Raw genomic sequence first — 16,611 nt, 5'->3', positions numbered from 1 at the left:
ATGCCATGGGGCGTCAATCGTGATCGCATCGCACCGCTTTTGCGCCAGTGGAGCAGCCGTGTGCGCCAGGTCGACGTGGTGTCCTATGGGGCCATGCGCGGCTTGCCGGGCTTTATGCTTAAGGTTGCCGCCAGCGTTCCGTGGGTGAGAAATTTTCCGCCTTGCATCGTCCATGTCAGGACAACCGCTTGAGTAACTTGACCTTACCCTTGTACGGCGGGTATGGCAGACTTGGATCGATACATGTGGGTTTGGAAACCATACTCTTGGTCGTCGAAAAGGTATCGAATCCGCTTTTGCCGTGGTACCGGCCCATACCACTGGTGCCCACACCGCCAAAGGGCAGCCATTTGTTACCGTTTTGCAGCAAGGTGGCATTGATTGCCCCACCGCCGAAGTTAAGGCTGCCGACAATTTTTCGTTGAAGTGCCCGGTTTTCGGTGAACAGGTAGAGGGCCAGTGGTCGCTCTCTGTCAAGAAGTCTGTCCATGACCGTATCCAGTTTTTCATATTCCAGGACCGGCAGTAGCGGACCGAAAATTTCGTCTTGCATAATCTCGTCATCCCAGTCCGCCTTATAAATAATGGTGGGTTCGATGTATCGCTGGTCGCGGTCCGCGTGTCCGCCATAAACAATCTTATCCAGCTCCATGAGAGAAACCAGGCGGTCGAAATGGCGATGGTTGATGATGCGGCCATAGTCAGGACTTTTCAGGGCATCGGCATCGTAGAAGGCGTTGATGCACCTTCCGATTTCATCGACCAGCCGGCCAGCAATGCGGCTTTGCGCCACAACAAAATCCGGCGCCGTACAGGTCTGGCCGGCATTGAGGAATTTGCCCCAGGCAATTCGCCGGGCTGCCACCTGGATGTTTGTGTCATCATGGACGATGCACGGGCTTTTGCCGCCCAGCTCCAGAAGGGTAGGCGTGAGGTTCTCGGCCGCGGCCCGGGCAACGATGCGGCCGATCGCCGGGCTGCCGGTAAAGGCGATATAATTCCACCGCTGGGCCAAAAGCGCCTGGGTTTCCTCAACACCGCCTTCCACCACCGTACAGTATTCCGGTGGAAAAAGACCCGAGATGAGCGTTGCCACCAGCCTGGAGGTTTGCGGCGCCAGTTCCGAAGGTTTGACCACGGCACAGTTGCCGGCGGCAAGAATGGCGATCAGGGGGATCAGGCATATCTGGACCGGGTAGTTCCAGGGGGCGATATTCAGCACCACGCCATAGGGGTGCGTGTGGATACGACTCCGGGCGGGTTGAAGCTCGAGAGGCGTTGGAACTTTTTTCTCGCGGGTCCATTTTTTCAGATGCCGGATGGTGTATTTGAGCTCTGTCGTAATCTGCATCACTTCGGTTGAATAAGCTTCAAACACCGGTTTGTTCAAATCCGCTTTCAGTGCGGCAAGAATCGCATCTTCGCTTACCTTGACGGCTGCGAGGAGTTTTTTGAGCTGATCGATCCGGTAGACTGTGCTGCGGGTCTGGCCCTGATTGAAAAAGTCTCGCTGTTTTTGAACGATTGCCTTCATCCGGCTGTGATTCGGCATGTTTGCGCACTCCTTGTTTGGTTTTTAATACTTTTATGGCACTCATAACGATGTCGTCTCTGTCAAAGTACCAAAAAGTTCTCTATAAATCCATCGCCCTCTTTCATGGCAGGTACAATATATTGTGGCGATTTTGTATTGACAATCTATTGTCATTTTGACACATCTTTGTTCTCAATAAGTAAGCTCTTGTCTGTCAAATATTACAGGCATGAGAAGAGTGTTGCCCAACCTTTACAAGATCGCATTGATATGAGTATTTCAGCTTAAAAAAAGGGGGCGCATGTATAAAATATGGCTGGTCTTATTGTTGGTTTTTTTTACGATAGGTACGTCTTTTTCGGAGATGAGCGTCCAGGAGTGGGAAGACCTTTTTATTACACAAACCGATGTTGAGTATTTTCTCAATGAGGAGAGATCTTTATCTTCTGACAGTTGGCAGCAATATTCTTTATCCCGTAATATAGATGCTCACATTGCCATGTTTCGGGCAACCGAAAAACTCGAATATCTTGACCGTGCGTTGTTCTACATCAACAATCTTATGGAGACCGCTGCGGTTTCATCCTCTCTTCCACGGAGTCAGTTCAAAGATGCTTACCTGGGCTGGGCGAATCACAGTCACCCCGAATTAGGGGATGATGGAAGAGAGTACCCGCTGTTTGAAAGCATTTGCTGGAAGTATGTGGCCCATCTGCTTCGCGTAATGAAAAAGGCGCCTGATGTATACAATGATGCCGATTATAAAGAACAGTATGATCGCATACTGCTTTTTCTTGAAAAACATATCTATGAAAAATGGCATACGCGCGGGGTGGCAAACTTATATCGAAGCCGCACGCATATGGCTTCTCACTGGGCATATCTATCACTTGAATTATGGATCATTACTGAAAATTCAAAATATAAGCCGATATATAAGGAAATTTTCGAAAATATCAATAGTGGCGGCCTTCCCAATTATGAAGGCGCCTCCTTAAGAAGCCAGTTGATAACTGTAGAAGATGGTAATCCACACTATTTCTGGGCCTCGGTATGGAACAGTACTGAGAGACCGGGGCAGGACACAGCCCATGGTAACAATGTCCTTGCTTATATTGTCGAAGCCCATGATTTAGGGATAGAATGGACGGATCAGGATATAAGCTATTTTAAAAATACCTTCAACGATATCATATGGCCGGATTCGGACCATTGGGCCAGATATGTTGATGGCAGTGGCGACGGCGGTCATTTCATCAGTGATGGATTCTTAAAGCTTGGACGTTATGATAAAAATTTACAGGAACGATTGGAAACAAGCTATATTCCTACCCATAAAAATCTACAAATTTATGGTAACGCCGCGTTGAACGCAAAAATAATGCAGGAAACAACGTTTACCACCTCCTGTAGCGCGGACATTGAACCCGACGGCGATGTCGATGGAGCTGATCTATCTGATTTCGCGGCCTATTTTGATTCGGATGGCCTGGCTGAATTTGCAGGCGCATACGGATCCGAAAATGCAGGGTCTGCTCTCCTTATAGATGAACCCTTTTTAGATTTAGATCTCAAGGCGCGTGGCTGGTCTCGTCCCACCTCGTGCATTACCATGGCCTATGATCAGCATCTTGGCAGGGATGTCGGTCAAAGTGAATTTGTTGCCGAAAAGAGTCGTGCTGTAAGTGGAGCGATGGGCGCGTATTTTTATTTTCCGGAAGCCTTGGATGAGTTTACCGTTATCTTCAAAGAAAAAGTGATCGGCAGTGATGTGCTTGGCAACCAAATCATCCACGGTATGTATGCCTTGCCTGAAAGTGATGATGGCACGCTTCCGCAACGGAGCCGGGGAACGCTCTATTTTGACCCGTCAAAGAGTCAGGATTTAGAACCTGGTTCCTGGGTGCTTGCCTTTCAGGATACTGTGAGTATGTCTTGTCCCGAGGGGAATATCGATCTATATGGGGTTTCTGAAGACCGATCCGTGGGTGGTTGTCAGCAGGATTATCAGCAGCAGGAACGGGTTCGGCGTTTTTGCAGTTCTGATTACTGCCAGGATCCGGAACATGCGCAATCGGGTTGGACGCTCTTTCCCACCACAAATGCCGTTGAATACCCGATTGAGCATAATGAATGGGCGACCTTTGTGTATTACGTTAAGCTCAATACCCCTGGTAAATTTGATGGTATCGCTACGCTGCATGTCAAGCGGGAAGATGATTCTACGTTTACACAGACAATCAATGCCGACAAACTTATGTTTCGAGCAGCCGGCTGGAATAAAAACTTAAAAATCGGTAAATTTTTATTTGGTCCCTTTGCCAGTGCCAATATATACACCTTTAAGGTGAGATGGGCTGATTTGAAATTTTATTCCGGTGATGCCCGCAAGATCTGCTTGCAACAGTGACAGATATTCCAAATGTCACTCGATGATCAAGTTTTATATTTTTATTTTGCTTATCAGTCCTATAAGAATCACGCAACGCAAGTGACCCCGCAAGGTGCGCAGGCTTTGCCGGTTGAGATGTGGCTATGCGGATCAGCACAAAATGGTTGACAGCGTCTGTAGGGAAATCTATTAGTAGTTTATATTTAAGATCGGTATATCTAAAAGTATGAGAGTGGCCTTGCGGCATGCGGTCGACATTTGACGCGCAGAGAAGTGAAGGCGTGGCAGCGTTTTTATCTGGCGCGCCTTTTTTATTGCCGATAGAGACTCTGAAGGAAACGCCCTATTGCAGAAAGGATGAGCAATGCTTCAGTGTGTCAAGGAGCTAAAAAGGGAAAAACGCCTTTATGATATTCACCCTGCGACCCAAACCGGCTCCGGCGGAAACGGTGACATCACTGCAGCGTGGCAACAGGTCGATCTGCATGATGGATTGTGGCTCAGCAGGCTGGAATTGGTTCCCCACTCTGCAAGCACGCTGTGTTACCACAAGCAACCGGCCATGATCGATTTTGGGTTTATTATCGGTGGTCAGCTCAACCACAAGCTGAAGACCAATGTCATGGGCGGGCAGGTTGCTGCAACGGCCGGTACGGCCGGAATCGGTTATTTTCCGGGCCGCGAAGGTGTTATGCAGGTGCGCAATGGCAGGCCGCTCAAGGTGTTGCACGTTCATGTCACACCTGAGCGGCTAAGCCGCATGCTGGGCGCGGATATCGGCGCCATGCCAGCGAGCTTCCGTTTGATTGTCGAGGGGACGGTCAATCACGATTTCATGTCAAAATGCGCGATGGATCCGTTGCTGCAGGCCACGGCTCTGGATGTGTTCAATGGTCGGTACCATGGCAGACCGCAATATCTATACCTTGAAGCCAAGGCGCTGGAATTGATTTCCCTTCAAATAGGCCGGTTGATGTCCCAGGAGGCGAGTCGGAAAAAGAGAGCGCTTTTAAGCCCCAACGAGAAAAAACGCATCCATGCAGCGCGAGAGTTCTTAGTGCGTGATCTGGCGGCACCCCCCACTTTGAACACGCTTGCCAACTTTTTCTGCCTGAGCCGTAACAAACTTCAGATTGGTTTTCGAGAATTACACGGCAGCAGTGTGTTCGCATATTTGCGGGAATATAAAATGCAAAGAGCCCGACAGCTTTTTGATCAAACCGAGATGAATGTCAGCCAGGTGGCCTGGGAGGTCGGCTACACCAATGTCAGCCAGTTTACCAAGGCCTACAAGAAGCGGTTCGGTGTGTTGCCGAAGCATTACCGAAAATCGGTCCTGGATTGCCATGTGCCTGAATTGCCATCCGTGCAGCTCGCCTCGATTTAAAACCTGCTTGATAAATCCGTCTAAGGCTCGCTAACGGCGTTGGAAACTGTCTCAAAATGCTCACATATTACATATATGCTCCGCTTTCGAGCCACTTTCCGCCTTGTTATCGGTCCTGATCCAGACTTCTCAAACAGGCTTTAAGGGTAAATGCCCGCAGCCTTTCCTCGATCATTCCTCAAACCCTACCCCCAGTTTAAGGGCTCGCGCAAAAATAACTTCAAATTTTCAACGCCCATCCATCCCGCTCAGCGGCGTTGCGAAAACACGGAATATGCCTGATATTCCTTTGTCTTCGCGCCTTGCTGAGCGGGCGCCTGAACACTGACAATTTGTGAATTTATTTTTGCGCGAACCCTAAGCACAGATTGCATGGCCGGCTGGTTTCGCCACTTTCGGTACGGCCGGGGTAAAAAACGCGTCGCCAGGAGCAGAAACAAAATTAAAAATTCAGTACACAGTGATTCGCTCACCTGGAGTGCAGGGAGACGTTGATGGTTCGAACAACAAAGGAGAGGATCATGGATACCATTAAAAAGATTTTCAGCGCAGACCATGCCAGGCAGTACGATGAAAAAGTGATCGCATCAAAATGGCTGGACCCGGCTATTGTTTTCGGTCTGGCCTACAAGTTTGTTAACCCTGGCGATCGCCTGCTCGATGTGGGGATCGGGACGGGTGTATCATCAGAGCTGTTTCACAAGGCTGGATTGAAAATCCACGGGATCGACTTTTCGCCTGAGATGCTGGACGTCTGTCAGTCCAAACAGATTAGCATGGATCTGGTTGAGCACGATCTGTCCAAAACCCCGTATCCTTTACCGGCAGATTCCATGGATCACGCCGTTTGTACGGGGGTGACGCATCTTTTCGAGGATATGAGCCCGATCTTTCGTGAGCTTTCGAGAATTCTCAAGGCAGATGGAACGTTTGCGTTCGTCGTGGCCGATTGCGATGATGGTGAAGACCGGATCAAAAAGGTCGACCCGAAACGTCATTCGCATGCAAAGAAAGTCTCCATTTACTGCTATTCCCCGGCGCTTATCGACAAAATCCTTGATTCATGTGGCTTCAAAAAAGTGGTTGACCTTAAGTTCTGGGCATCGGCCATTGGAAACCGACCAGGGCGGTACAATGCCTATGTGGTCCAAAAAAGATAGACCGTGTCCATCCATAGATGAAGCGACCGTTCAAACAAAGGGGAGTCGGGTTCAATGCAAGGTTGGGGTAAAAAAAAGATCAAGTCGAGAAAAAGATGCTTTTTGCCATTGGTTCTAATGGTTCTCTGGATGGTTGGCGCTCAGACAGCATGGGCTGAAGACGCTGCGGTCATGGACGCCTTAGATGATGATGAAAAAGCGCAGGAAGCGGTTTTACAGATGGCGCCGGTCACGGTTACGGCCCAGAAACGAATTGAAAATGTACAGAATGTGCCGGACGGCATTACTGTGTTGAATAAAGTGGAGATTGAGGACTCCGGCATTGTCGATATGACTGCATTGTCCACCCATGTTCCCAACCTGGAATTCTACGACTTTGGCAGCCGCTGGCACAACCAGAGCTATATCCGTGGCATCAAGAGCCTGCCCAACAGCGAACCGAGCATGGGGTATTATGTGGATGGCGTCAACTACTCCAAATCCTATATGTTCGCCTTTCCGCTGTTTGATGTCGAGCGCATCGAGGTGCTGCGTGGGCCCCAGGGAACGCTTTATGGGCGCAACACCATGGCGGGCGTCATCAATGTGCATACCAAAACGCCAGACAATGACGTTGCCGCCGGCCTGAGCGGATCGATGGGAAGTTACAACGAGAGGCAGCTCAAGGGCTATGCACAGGGACCCATTGTCACCGACACGCTTTTTCTCGGGCTTGCCGGTTTGGTGACGACCGGTGATGGATACATGGAAAACGATGTCCCGGGCGTTGGTGAAGACGGTCGCCATCAGGATGGTGCGGCAGGACGAATGAAACTGCGCTTTTTGCCGAGCCCCAAATGGGATATCTCGCTCAGCCTGGACGGGCAGCAGCATGACGACGGCGCCTTTCCATTTCGCAGAACCGAGCGAAACGCGTATGTAAAAAACGGTATACTGTTCGCGGATGATGCTTATCATTACTCACACGATTTTGCCGGGACCTCGGAAAACGACTACTGGGGCCTGGCATTGAACGCCAATGTCGATACTGCTTGGGGGCGATTGACCGCCATCAGCGGTTACCGTGACTTCGACAACGAAGATTGGATCGATTCGGATTTCAGTCCCCTGGATGCAGCGCGTATGAGAAATTGCATCACGGAACGCACGTTTTCCCAGGAACTGCGACTGGCATCCGCCGAAAACCAGGATGGGATAACATGGCTGACAGGGGGGTACTATTTCTATATCGACGAGAACAAAAAGCGGACCAATTATTATCGGTCGGCCATGGCGGGCAGTCCCAGTAACCCGTTTCGTCCCGGAACCGGCGAACGCTTGACCGATACCGATGGCCTCAATGAAGGTGCCGCCGCTTTCGGTCAATTCACCTATCCGATCCGCAACACCCTCGAATTGACCCTGGGGCTGCGGTATGAGTTCGAAAATGCTGAAATGGACGCCGCCGTCCACGATACGCCGGATGGCGGGGACACGACGACTACCGTCCAGCCGAGTTTGGAAAACGACTTTGCCGCCTGGCTGCCCAAGCTCAGCCTGGCCTGGCATTTCATCCCGGGGCAAATGCTGTATGCCACCTTTTCCCGGGCCCACCGCAGTGGTGGATTCAATAGTCCCGATGTGGGCGGGCTGCCCTATGACGAGGAGTATAGCTGGGTCTATGAGATTGGCAGCAAATCCAGTTTTTTCAGCAACCGCCTGACCCTGAACCTGGCCGGTTTCTATACGGATATTGAGGATGAGCAGATCACGCGCTTCAACGCATACAATCAAAGCTTTCTTGAAAACGCTGGGGCGTCCCATCGGATTGGGGTCGAGGCCGAGGCCAGATATGCCATCGGGCAGGGGTTAGATTTGACGGCCGCATTTGGATGGGTGGAGGCGCAATACGACCAGTACAATGATCCGGTTACCGGTGACGATTACGAGGGCAATACCGTATTTGGCGTACCGGATTACAATTTTAACGTGGGTCTCCAATATCGGCGTCCGCTTTGGGGACAGTGGAACGGTTTTGGCCGCGTGGAGGTGTCCGGTGTTGGACGGCGCTATTTTGACGATGCCAACACGGTAAAGGACTTACCCTATGAACGGGTCAACCTCAAGCTCGGTTTGGAGGGGCTGCACTGGGATGGCTACGTGTGGGCCAACAACCTTTTTGATTGCCAGTACCGGATCTTTGAAAATGTAAATCGTGGTATTACCGAAGATGGCGAACCGCTGACCATCGGCGTATCACTGGCATACCGCTTCTAACCCCTTTCACCAAAGCCAGAGCGCGCCAGATCCGGCATTACCAGGGACTCTCACTGTTATTTTGGCTTCATCCGTGTTGGGGCTTTGGTGCTGTCACCCTCCGGCTTTGGCAACGTTGGGGAAAACGTCGATTATTTCACGGGAACATGCAAAACGGCGACAGGATTACCCAAATAGTTCTCGCCCGCGCATCCGAACTTTTGGTAGTTGCGGTGGAACCGGTCGTCATACAGGATAAACAATGGGGCTTTGCGCGTTTCATAGCCGTTCAATTCGATCCAGATCATTCGAATGTATAAAACAATCCGGGCCGCAGCCGAGTGGTTTCTCTTCATGAACTCGATCTGCACATACCGCCCTTCGGGCAGCGTGATTTCAGCATAACCTTTGCCATGAATGCCGGATTTATTCTCAGCGGCGACATAATAATCAAAATCCCGACCGTTTTCATGGAGGTCGAATATGCAGAACATATTCCGATCATCACCCTGCCAGAGTTCATGCAGCTTATCCTTGTCATAGACATCATGATAAAAAGGGGGAATATCTTTCTTTTTCTGATTGCCTTTGAAGGTTGTCGTGATCTTGTATCCAATGCATTGTTTTTCCTCAAAGTCGATCACCTTGGGTGGGGTTACCACGTTTTTGCGAATGATGCGTCTGATCAAAGGCTCGACTATCTGCTTGACGATTTTCATTTACTTCATCCTTTCATGATGTTGACGAGCGGGTCATGGCCGGATGGCCTTGAAATAGAGCAGGGCGCCATTTTCAACAGGAATGGTTTCAAAGTCAAAACCATGGGTTTCAAATTGTTTGGCTAGCGCCGTCTCAGACAGTAAGGTCCCCCGGATAGTGGATTGACATTTGTTTCGTTCCGGCACGGGAACGCTGCAAATAAAAACAGCCGTTGGCGCTGCCACGCGTTTAACCTCTTTGATAACGCTTTCCAGGTCATCAAAGAAATTGAGTGAGAGAATGCAAAGAATGATATCAAACTGATTCTCATCAAAGGGAAGGTCCTCCGCGCGGGTGACATAAAATTGTGCATCCGCAAAGGCGGCATCCCGAAAACGCGTTACGGCTTTTTTTAAAAGGCCTTGGCTGATATCGGTTCCTGTATATTGATTCCGGTTGGGCAGGAAATTGACGGCACTGCCGGTGCCTGTGGCCAGTTCAAGGACACGCTTTTCATGCACATCTTTTAAAAGGTTCACTAAAATCTGATGATGCCGGTCCATATCTCCGCTGAATTTTTTGGGAAAGATCGACCGCTGCATGATGAAATCATAAAGAAATGAAAACGCATCGCCAAGCCAGGGCTTGTACGTCGACAATTTGCCGTCATCTTTGGTGATATAGTGTAATCCGTTTTTGTTGATCACTTTTATCCCATTTTTTAGCATTTCAAAATCCTATGGCATCATTGAGAATTAATTGAAAATAGTGAAACGTCCCCATGATTGATAAATTCGTAAACAGTGCCAGACTCGTCATGCTGACTTGATCCGGCATCCAGAAGACATTGAAAAGACTGGATTCCGGCTTACGTCGGAATGACGCCAAATTGGACTTTTCGACATTTTGTGGAACCGTTATGATGAATTGATCATGAAAATTATATGTTGAACTTTTTTTTAATTTGGCGCGTGTGGTTTTTAAATAAGGAACGTGCCTATCTAACTCGATTATGAGCATAAGATCAAGAAGAAAAATACAAGCAGAGCAGACACCAGCTATTATAGAAAAAGTGGTCGACATGAGAGGTTTAAGATTAATGCGCAATCTGATTTATCCTTGACACAATAGTTAAGAAACTGTACTAAGTAGTCATGGATACCAAGGAAGATCTGATCAAGCATGCTGTCCAAGGACTTTTGCGCATCGCACACCTGTATGCGCGTATCGAGGCGATGCCGATTCCCGTGGATGACGACCATACAATCTCCACCCGGGAGGCGCACACCATCCAGGCCATTGGTGAGGGGGACGTCATCAATGTCACCCAGGTCGCCAGCCATTTTGGGATTACCAAGAGCGCGGCCTCCCAGCTGGTTGCCAAACTTGAGAAAAAAGGGTTCCTGCACAAGCGGCCCGCCGCCCACAGCAATAAAGAATTCGAGCTTTCTTTAACGGAACTGGGGGCGTGCGCCTTTCGTGCCCACGAGCACTTTCATGGCAAGGATTTTACCGAATTGGTAAACAGTTTGAAGGCCTTTCCGATCTCGCAAATCGCAACCCTGTCGGTATTGATGGAGACGGTTGGCAGTGTGATGGAAAAGCGGCTTTCAAAACACTCTGAAAAGTAATTTTTTCAAGCTGTGCGGTTAGCATTAAAAAGAGGATGTTGAACTGTTTTATCCAATAGCCAACGGCTAAATGCTGATTACAAATGACAATTTTTTTGGCTTAATGGTTAAGAAGCTTAACTAAAAAGATATGGGAGTATGTAGATGAAACCAATCAGGCGCAGTATTGTTGACGTTTCCACCCGGCATTTTAAATGGGTGATCCTGGTAACCATCCTCGTGACGCTCACTGCCGGCGCGTTTTTCCCGAAAGTGATTCTGGACACCGATCCGGAGAATATGCTCGAGAGCGATGAGCCGGCGCGGGTTTTCCACAATCAGACCAAAAAACGGTTCAATCTGAGCGATGTGGTCGTTCTGGGCGTGATCAATGAACATGATCCGGACGGTGTGTTCAATCCGGCGACCTTAACGCGGGTCCATGCGCTGACCGAATTTGCCAAATCACTGCGCTGGCCGGACGAGAAACACCCCGATCGATGGACAGGGGTGAAAGAAGTGGACATGATTGCCCCGTCCATGGTGGATCACATGAGCCAGCAAGGCCCGGGTACGATCGCTTTTCAGTGGTTGATGAAAAAACCACCGGTGACCCGTGAAGCAGCACGGGAAATTAAGGCAAAGGCCCTGTCCAATCCCCTGCTCAAAGGGCAGATGGTCTCGGCCGACGGTAAAGCCATCTGTATCTACCTGCCCCTTTCCGACAAACTGCTCAGTTACCGGGTGTACAAGGCGCTGCGGGATAAAATAGACACGCTGGGAGGCGATGAATCGTATCATATTGCCGGCCTGCCTGTTGCCGAAGGAGCGATCGGGGTAGAGATGTTCTCCCAGATGACGACGGCATCGCCCCTGGCCATGGTCGTCATCTGTGGGTTGTTGCTGCTGTTTTTTCGCAAGTGGATGCTTGTGGTGCTGCCTCTGATTATCGCCACCGTATCGATCGTGATCACCATGGGACTGATGATTGGCTGCGGCTACCCGGTTCACATTTTAAGCTCCATGTTGCCGATTTTTCTCATGTCCATTGCCATGGTCGATTCGGTTCATGTGCTTTCGGAGTTTTTTGATGTGTACACCGAAGAAAAAGGACGCCGGCAGACCATTACGGAGGTGATGGGCACCTTGTTTACGCCCATGCTCTACACCTCACTGACCACGGCGGCCGGCTTTCTTTCCCTGACCCTGGCGCCTATTCCGCCGGCCCGGGTCTTCGGTGTTTTTCTTGGGATTGGGGTCATGGTTGCCTGGGTGGTGACGGTGGTGTTTGTGCCGGCCTATGTTATGTGCATTCCAAAGGAGAAGCTGACCTCATTTGGCCTGCGAGCGCTGGAAAAAGAAAAACAGAACCGATTGACTCGGTATCTGAAGTCAATCGGCAGACTGACCTATTCCCATGCCGGTAAGGTGCTGGTGGTGTTTGCTATTCTTATTGGGGTGTCGATCTGGGGGATTACACGGATCCAGGTCAATGACAATTATGCCAAGCGGTTTGCCCTCAGCCATCCCATCCGTAAGGCGGATATCGCCCTGAACAGCCATTTTGGTGGCACCTATATGGCTTACCTGGTCCTGGAAGGTAGCAATGATGACGTGGCCACGGCGTCTGCGATCAACCGTGTTGCCGATGATCTTGTGCATTACGCAGATAAGATCGCCGAGGCTTATCCCGCCGCACCGGCAATGGCCGGGATACTGAGCGAAAGAATGCATCACTCCAATGGGAAAGGGGAGCGGCTGGGTGACATGCTGGACAAGGCGATCGCGTATGGTGATCAAACCAGCGTGGATGCAACGGATCAAAGCTATGACGCCATGCAGGAATTGCTGACCTTTTTGGGGGTTGAAAAGGAAAAACGCAAACCATTCAAGCAGCCGGCGACCCTGGCCTACATGGCCGGCCTGCAGGCACATCTGGAGCGACTGGGCCTGATCGGTAAAAGCAACTCGGTCGCCGATGTGGTCCGCAAAGTCAACCAGGAGTTGATTGACGGAAGAATTGAGAATTTTCGTATCCCGGAAACACTGCAGGGGGTTTCCGAATGCTATCTGCAGTATCAGCAAAGCCACCGCCCCCACGATCTGTGGCACCTGGTCACGCCGGATTACAGGGCGGCCAGCATTCAGATGCAGTTCCCCACCGGCGACAGCATGAATACCAAGGCCACCGTAGAAGCGGTCGACGCTTATTTCAAGGACCACACCCCGCCAACGGCGTTGACCTATCAATGGGCCGGGCTGCACTACATCAATCTCGTCCTGGAGGCGAGGCTGGTATGGGGGTTTTTAAAGTCGTTCGCGGGAAGCTTTTTGATCGTCTTTGTCATGATGACCTACCTGTTCCGCTCACCATTGTGGGGATTCTTGTGCATGCTGCCCCTGACCATTACCTTGCTGATGATTTACGGGATGACCGGGCTTGTCGGAAAGGACTACGACCTGCCCATTGCCGTGCTCAGTGCCCTGTCAATTGGCATGGCCGTTGATTTTGCCATTCATTTTCTTGAGCGCAGCCGGGTGGCCTATCAAACATTTGGCTCATGGAAGGCCGTGGCCCCGGGCATGTTCGGTGAGCCGGCCCGGGCCATCAGCAGGAACGTGCTGGTCATCGCCATCGGCTTTTTGCCGCTTTTGATCGCCACCCTGGTGCCGTATAAAACCACCGGTGTCATGCTTTTCATGATCCTGTCCTGTTCTGGCCTGGTCACCCTCTTTGTCCTGCCGGCGGTGATGAAAACAGCCCAGTCCCTGCTTTTTCGCTTCAGTGAGAAAGACAGGGACCAGCAGAACCGGATTGTTCCAGCGGGCGAAGGCCGGGAATCGATCGGCAATCCGGCGAGACCGAAAAAATTCTGGCGCCGGACCGCTTCATTGACGCTTTTCGTTTCCGGATGCATTGTCGTTGTTTCCAGTCTCATTCTGTATATCGGACCGCCGACCCACGTGGCCCATTTTTCGAACTGGCGTTTGATGGGGATGACCAAATGCCAGTGGAACGCCATCCACATCATGACCGGTCTGTTGTTTGTCATTGCCATGTTCCTGCACATTTATTTCAACTGGCAGATGATTGTCGTTTACCTGAAAAACAAACGCCGGGAAATCGTCCTGCTTACACGTCCCTTTGTGTGTTCAGTGGTTGTCACGGCCTATGTTTGTGCGGGAACGCTCTGGGGGTTGCCGCCGATGAACCAGATCATTCACTGGATTCGATCTATTAAAATCGGCCATGTCCATGCCTATGGAACGCCGCCATACGGCTGTGCCGAACAGTCCTCGCTTAAGGGAATTGCGCAATACATGGGCTGGGACGCTACGCAATGCTTTGCCAACCTTCGACAAAAGGGCGTCAAGGTGTCGTCGGCCGATCAGCCGATTTCACAAGTTGCTGAAATCAATGGTGTGTCGATCGGTGATGTCGTTGAAAAAATGAGAAATTAGAAGGAGGAAAAAATGAAAAAAATAATGGTCGGTATTCTTTTGGGGTTGCTTTGGGGAACCTGCCTTGCCGCCCAATCGAGCAGTGCCATGACCGTCGATGCGATCGTCACCAGAGCCAACCACATGGCCTTATACCAGGGTATGGACAGCAAGGGTAATGTTTCGATGATCATCATCGACAAGGCCGGCAACAGGCGCGTGCGTGAATTCAGCATGCTGCGGAAAAACAGCGATGACAGCGACAGAAATCAGAAATACTACACCCTTTTCAAACGGCCGGCCGATGTCCGTAAAATGGTTTTCATGGTGCACAAGCATGCGGACATTACCAAAGACGATGATCGCTGGCTGTACCTGCCCGGGCTGGACCTGGTCAAGCGGATTGCTGCCAGCGACAAGCGGACCAGCTTCGTGGGGTCGGATTTTTTATACGAGGATATTTCCGGACGTAGTCCTGAAGATGACTACCATGAATTGATCGAGACGCGTGAGAAATTTTATGTGGTCAAAAACACACCGAAAAAACCGGAAAGCGTGGAGTTCGCCTACTACATTGCGTATATCGACAAAAAGAACTTCATCCCGATGAAAATGGAATTTTATAAAAAGGGCGACCGGGCCTATCGGCAGATCGAAGCCTTGCAGGTGGATGCCATCAACGCTGAGAAAAGCGGCCAGCCGGTGGTCTATCCGACGGTCACCATCTCCGTGGCCAAAGACCTTAGAAATGGCAGTATGACGAAGATGGTTCTTTCCAATGTCGCCTACAATACCGGTATCAGTGACAGCATTTTTTCAGAACGTTACCTGAGAAGACCGCCTCGGGATGCCATGCGATGAGACGGATTAACAAAATCGACTGTTTTCTCCTGGGCCTGGCCATGATGCTGACCATTGTTCCGGTTTGCGCCGCCGGGCAAAAAATGAACGCCTTTCTGGATTCGTTTGCTCCATTGGAAGTGCATGGATTCATAGAGCTGCGGGGAGGGATGCGGACACAGAACGACCCCCACGCCAAGGACATCTCGGTAATGGACGTAAGACTTCAGGCCGACCTTTATAAATATACGGATTGGGCGGAGTTCAAATTCAAGGGCGATATGTGGGCCGACGGCGTCACCGAGAAAGGGGAAGGCGATATCCGAGAGGCCTGGTTCTTTTCGCGGCCGTGCGATTTTATGGATGTAAAAATCGGACGCCAGATCCTCACCTGGGGGACAGGGGATCTGGTTTTTCTCAACGATCTTTTCCCCAAGGACTGGCAATCGTATTTTATCGGACGCGACAGCGAATACCTCAAAGCGCCCTCGGATGCAGCAAAGATAAGCCTGTTTAACCAGATCGCCAACATCGATCTGGTATATACCCCGCAGTTTGATGCCGACCGCTATATTACCGGGGAGTATATTTCATATTGGGATGCTGCCGCGGCCGGCCATGCCGGGCAGGATGACGTCCTCCACGCTGATAAACCCGGCCAATGGTTCGAGGATGATGAACTGGCGGTTCGGTTGTACCGGAATATCAGCAATTATGAGGTTTCCCTGTATGGGTATTGGGGGTTCTGGAAACGGCCCGGCGGGCAAACACCATCCGGAACGGCCATCTTTCCCGAACTGAATGTTTATGGCGCCAGTATCCGGGGGCAGGTGGCCGGTGGAATCGGCAACATGGAACTGGCCTATTATGATTCGACTGATGATGCCGGCGGAGACGATCCACTGATCGACAACTCTGAGATGCGCTATGTGGTGGGCTATTCGCGTGACCTGGCCATGGATCTGAATGCCAGCCTGCAGTATTACGTGGAGCAGTTGCTTGATTACGATGCGTATACGGATAGCCTGAGCGGCAGTCCGAAAAGGGACGAACTCAGGCATGTCATCACCCTGCAGCTCACCCAACGGCTGATGAACCAGACCCTCGAGCTGTCCCTATCCGGTTATTACTCACCCAGCGACGAAGACGCCTATCTGCGTCCCAAAATCAGTTACGATTTCACCGACCGTATCACCCTGGAAACCGGCGCCAACATTTTTATAGGGAAAGCGGATCATACGTTTTTTGGCCAGTTTGAAAACAATACGAATGTATATATGGCCGTTAGGTATAGCTTGTAAGGATAAAAAAGA

Annotated in this window: 12 protein-coding genes; 9 read left to right on the top strand and 3 right to left on the bottom strand. The window is 50.6% G+C overall.

Going from position 1 to position 16,611, the window contains the following annotated elements:
- Nucleotides 1-192, top strand: coding sequence for a hypothetical protein (locus tag Dvar_RS32150; RefSeq protein ID WP_419657218.1), 192 nt, complete (start codon nt 1-3; stop codon nt 190-192).
- On the opposite strand, the gene Dvar_RS32145 is transcribed toward Dvar_RS32150, so the two are convergent.
- Nucleotides 176-1,552 (bottom strand): aldehyde dehydrogenase, encoded by a 1,377-nt coding sequence (locus Dvar_RS32145; RefSeq protein ID WP_419657217.1) that lies wholly within the window; start codon nt 1,550-1,552, stop codon nt 176-178. The genes Dvar_RS32150 and Dvar_RS32145 overlap by 17 nt on opposite strands.
- A gap of 283 nt (nt 1,553-1,835) precedes the next feature.
- Between Dvar_RS32145 and Dvar_RS32140 the strand changes: the two genes are divergently transcribed.
- The 4 genes from Dvar_RS32140 to Dvar_RS32125 all read left to right on the top strand — a co-directional run bounded on the left by Dvar_RS32140 (nt 1,836) and on the right by Dvar_RS32125 (nt 8,729).
- Entirely contained in the window at nt 1,836-3,944 is a 2,109-nt protein-coding gene (locus Dvar_RS32140) for a hypothetical protein (protein ID WP_419657216.1), read from the top strand.
- Between the two features lie 346 nt (nt 3,945-4,290).
- Nucleotides 4,291-5,313, top strand: coding sequence for a helix-turn-helix transcriptional regulator (locus Dvar_RS32135; RefSeq protein ID WP_419657215.1), 1,023 nt, complete (start codon nt 4,291-4,293; stop codon nt 5,311-5,313).
- A gap of 521 nt (nt 5,314-5,834) precedes the next feature.
- Entirely contained in the window at nt 5,835-6,473 is a 639-nt protein-coding gene (locus tag Dvar_RS32130) for a class I SAM-dependent DNA methyltransferase (protein WP_419657214.1), read from the top strand.
- A 102-nt stretch (nt 6,474-6,575) separates the two neighbouring features.
- Nucleotides 6,576-8,729 (top strand): TonB-dependent receptor, encoded by a 2,154-nt coding sequence (locus tag Dvar_RS32125; RefSeq protein WP_419657213.1) that lies wholly within the window; start codon nt 6,576-6,578, stop codon nt 8,727-8,729.
- A gap of 131 nt (nt 8,730-8,860) precedes the next feature.
- Here the strand turns inward: Dvar_RS32125 and Dvar_RS32120 are convergent, their stop codons facing one another.
- Together Dvar_RS32120 and Dvar_RS32115 are read right to left on the bottom strand one after the other, a co-directional pair.
- Entirely contained in the window at nt 8,861-9,427 is a 567-nt protein-coding gene (locus Dvar_RS32120) for a GyrI-like domain-containing protein (protein WP_419657211.1), read from the bottom strand.
- 33 nt (nt 9,428-9,460) lie between these two features.
- Nucleotides 9,461-10,135, bottom strand: coding sequence for a class I SAM-dependent methyltransferase (locus Dvar_RS32115; RefSeq protein ID WP_419657209.1), 675 nt, complete (start codon nt 10,133-10,135; stop codon nt 9,461-9,463).
- A 426-nt stretch (nt 10,136-10,561) separates the two neighbouring features.
- On the opposite strand from Dvar_RS32115, the gene Dvar_RS32110 reads away from it, so the two are divergent.
- From Dvar_RS32110 to Dvar_RS32095, 4 genes are all read left to right on the top strand, one after another.
- On the top strand, nt 10,562-11,038 hold the full coding sequence (locus tag Dvar_RS32110) for a MarR family winged helix-turn-helix transcriptional regulator (RefSeq protein WP_419657208.1): 477 nt from the start codon (nt 10,562-10,564) through the stop codon (nt 11,036-11,038).
- A 144-nt stretch (nt 11,039-11,182) separates the two neighbouring features.
- The gene (locus Dvar_RS32105; RefSeq protein ID WP_419657206.1) at nt 11,183-14,479 is read left to right on the top strand and encodes an MMPL family transporter; all 3,297 of its coding nucleotides are present in this window, start codon (nt 11,183-11,185) and stop codon (nt 14,477-14,479) included.
- A gap of 12 nt (nt 14,480-14,491) precedes the next feature.
- The gene (locus Dvar_RS32100) at nt 14,492-15,319 is read left to right on the top strand and encodes an outer membrane lipoprotein-sorting protein (RefSeq protein WP_419657204.1); all 828 of its coding nucleotides are present in this window, start codon (nt 14,492-14,494) and stop codon (nt 15,317-15,319) included.
- Nucleotides 15,316-16,599: a hypothetical protein gene (locus tag Dvar_RS32095; RefSeq protein WP_419657203.1), complete on the top strand. Its 1,284-nt coding sequence runs from the start codon at nt 15,316-15,318 to the stop codon at nt 16,597-16,599. The genes Dvar_RS32100 and Dvar_RS32095 overlap by 4 nt, the downstream gene beginning before the upstream one ends.
- The last annotated feature ends 12 nt before the right edge of the window (nt 16,600-16,611 follow it).

Origin of the sequence: Desulfosarcina variabilis str. Montpellier (assembly GCF_048565275.1) — a bacterium.
Taxonomy (GTDB): domain Bacteria; phylum Desulfobacterota; class Desulfobacteria; order Desulfobacterales; family Desulfosarcinaceae; genus Desulfosarcina; species Desulfosarcina variabilis.
The sequence above is the reverse complement of the archived record's forward strand: the minus strand, read 5'-3'. Positions and strand labels throughout refer to the sequence as shown.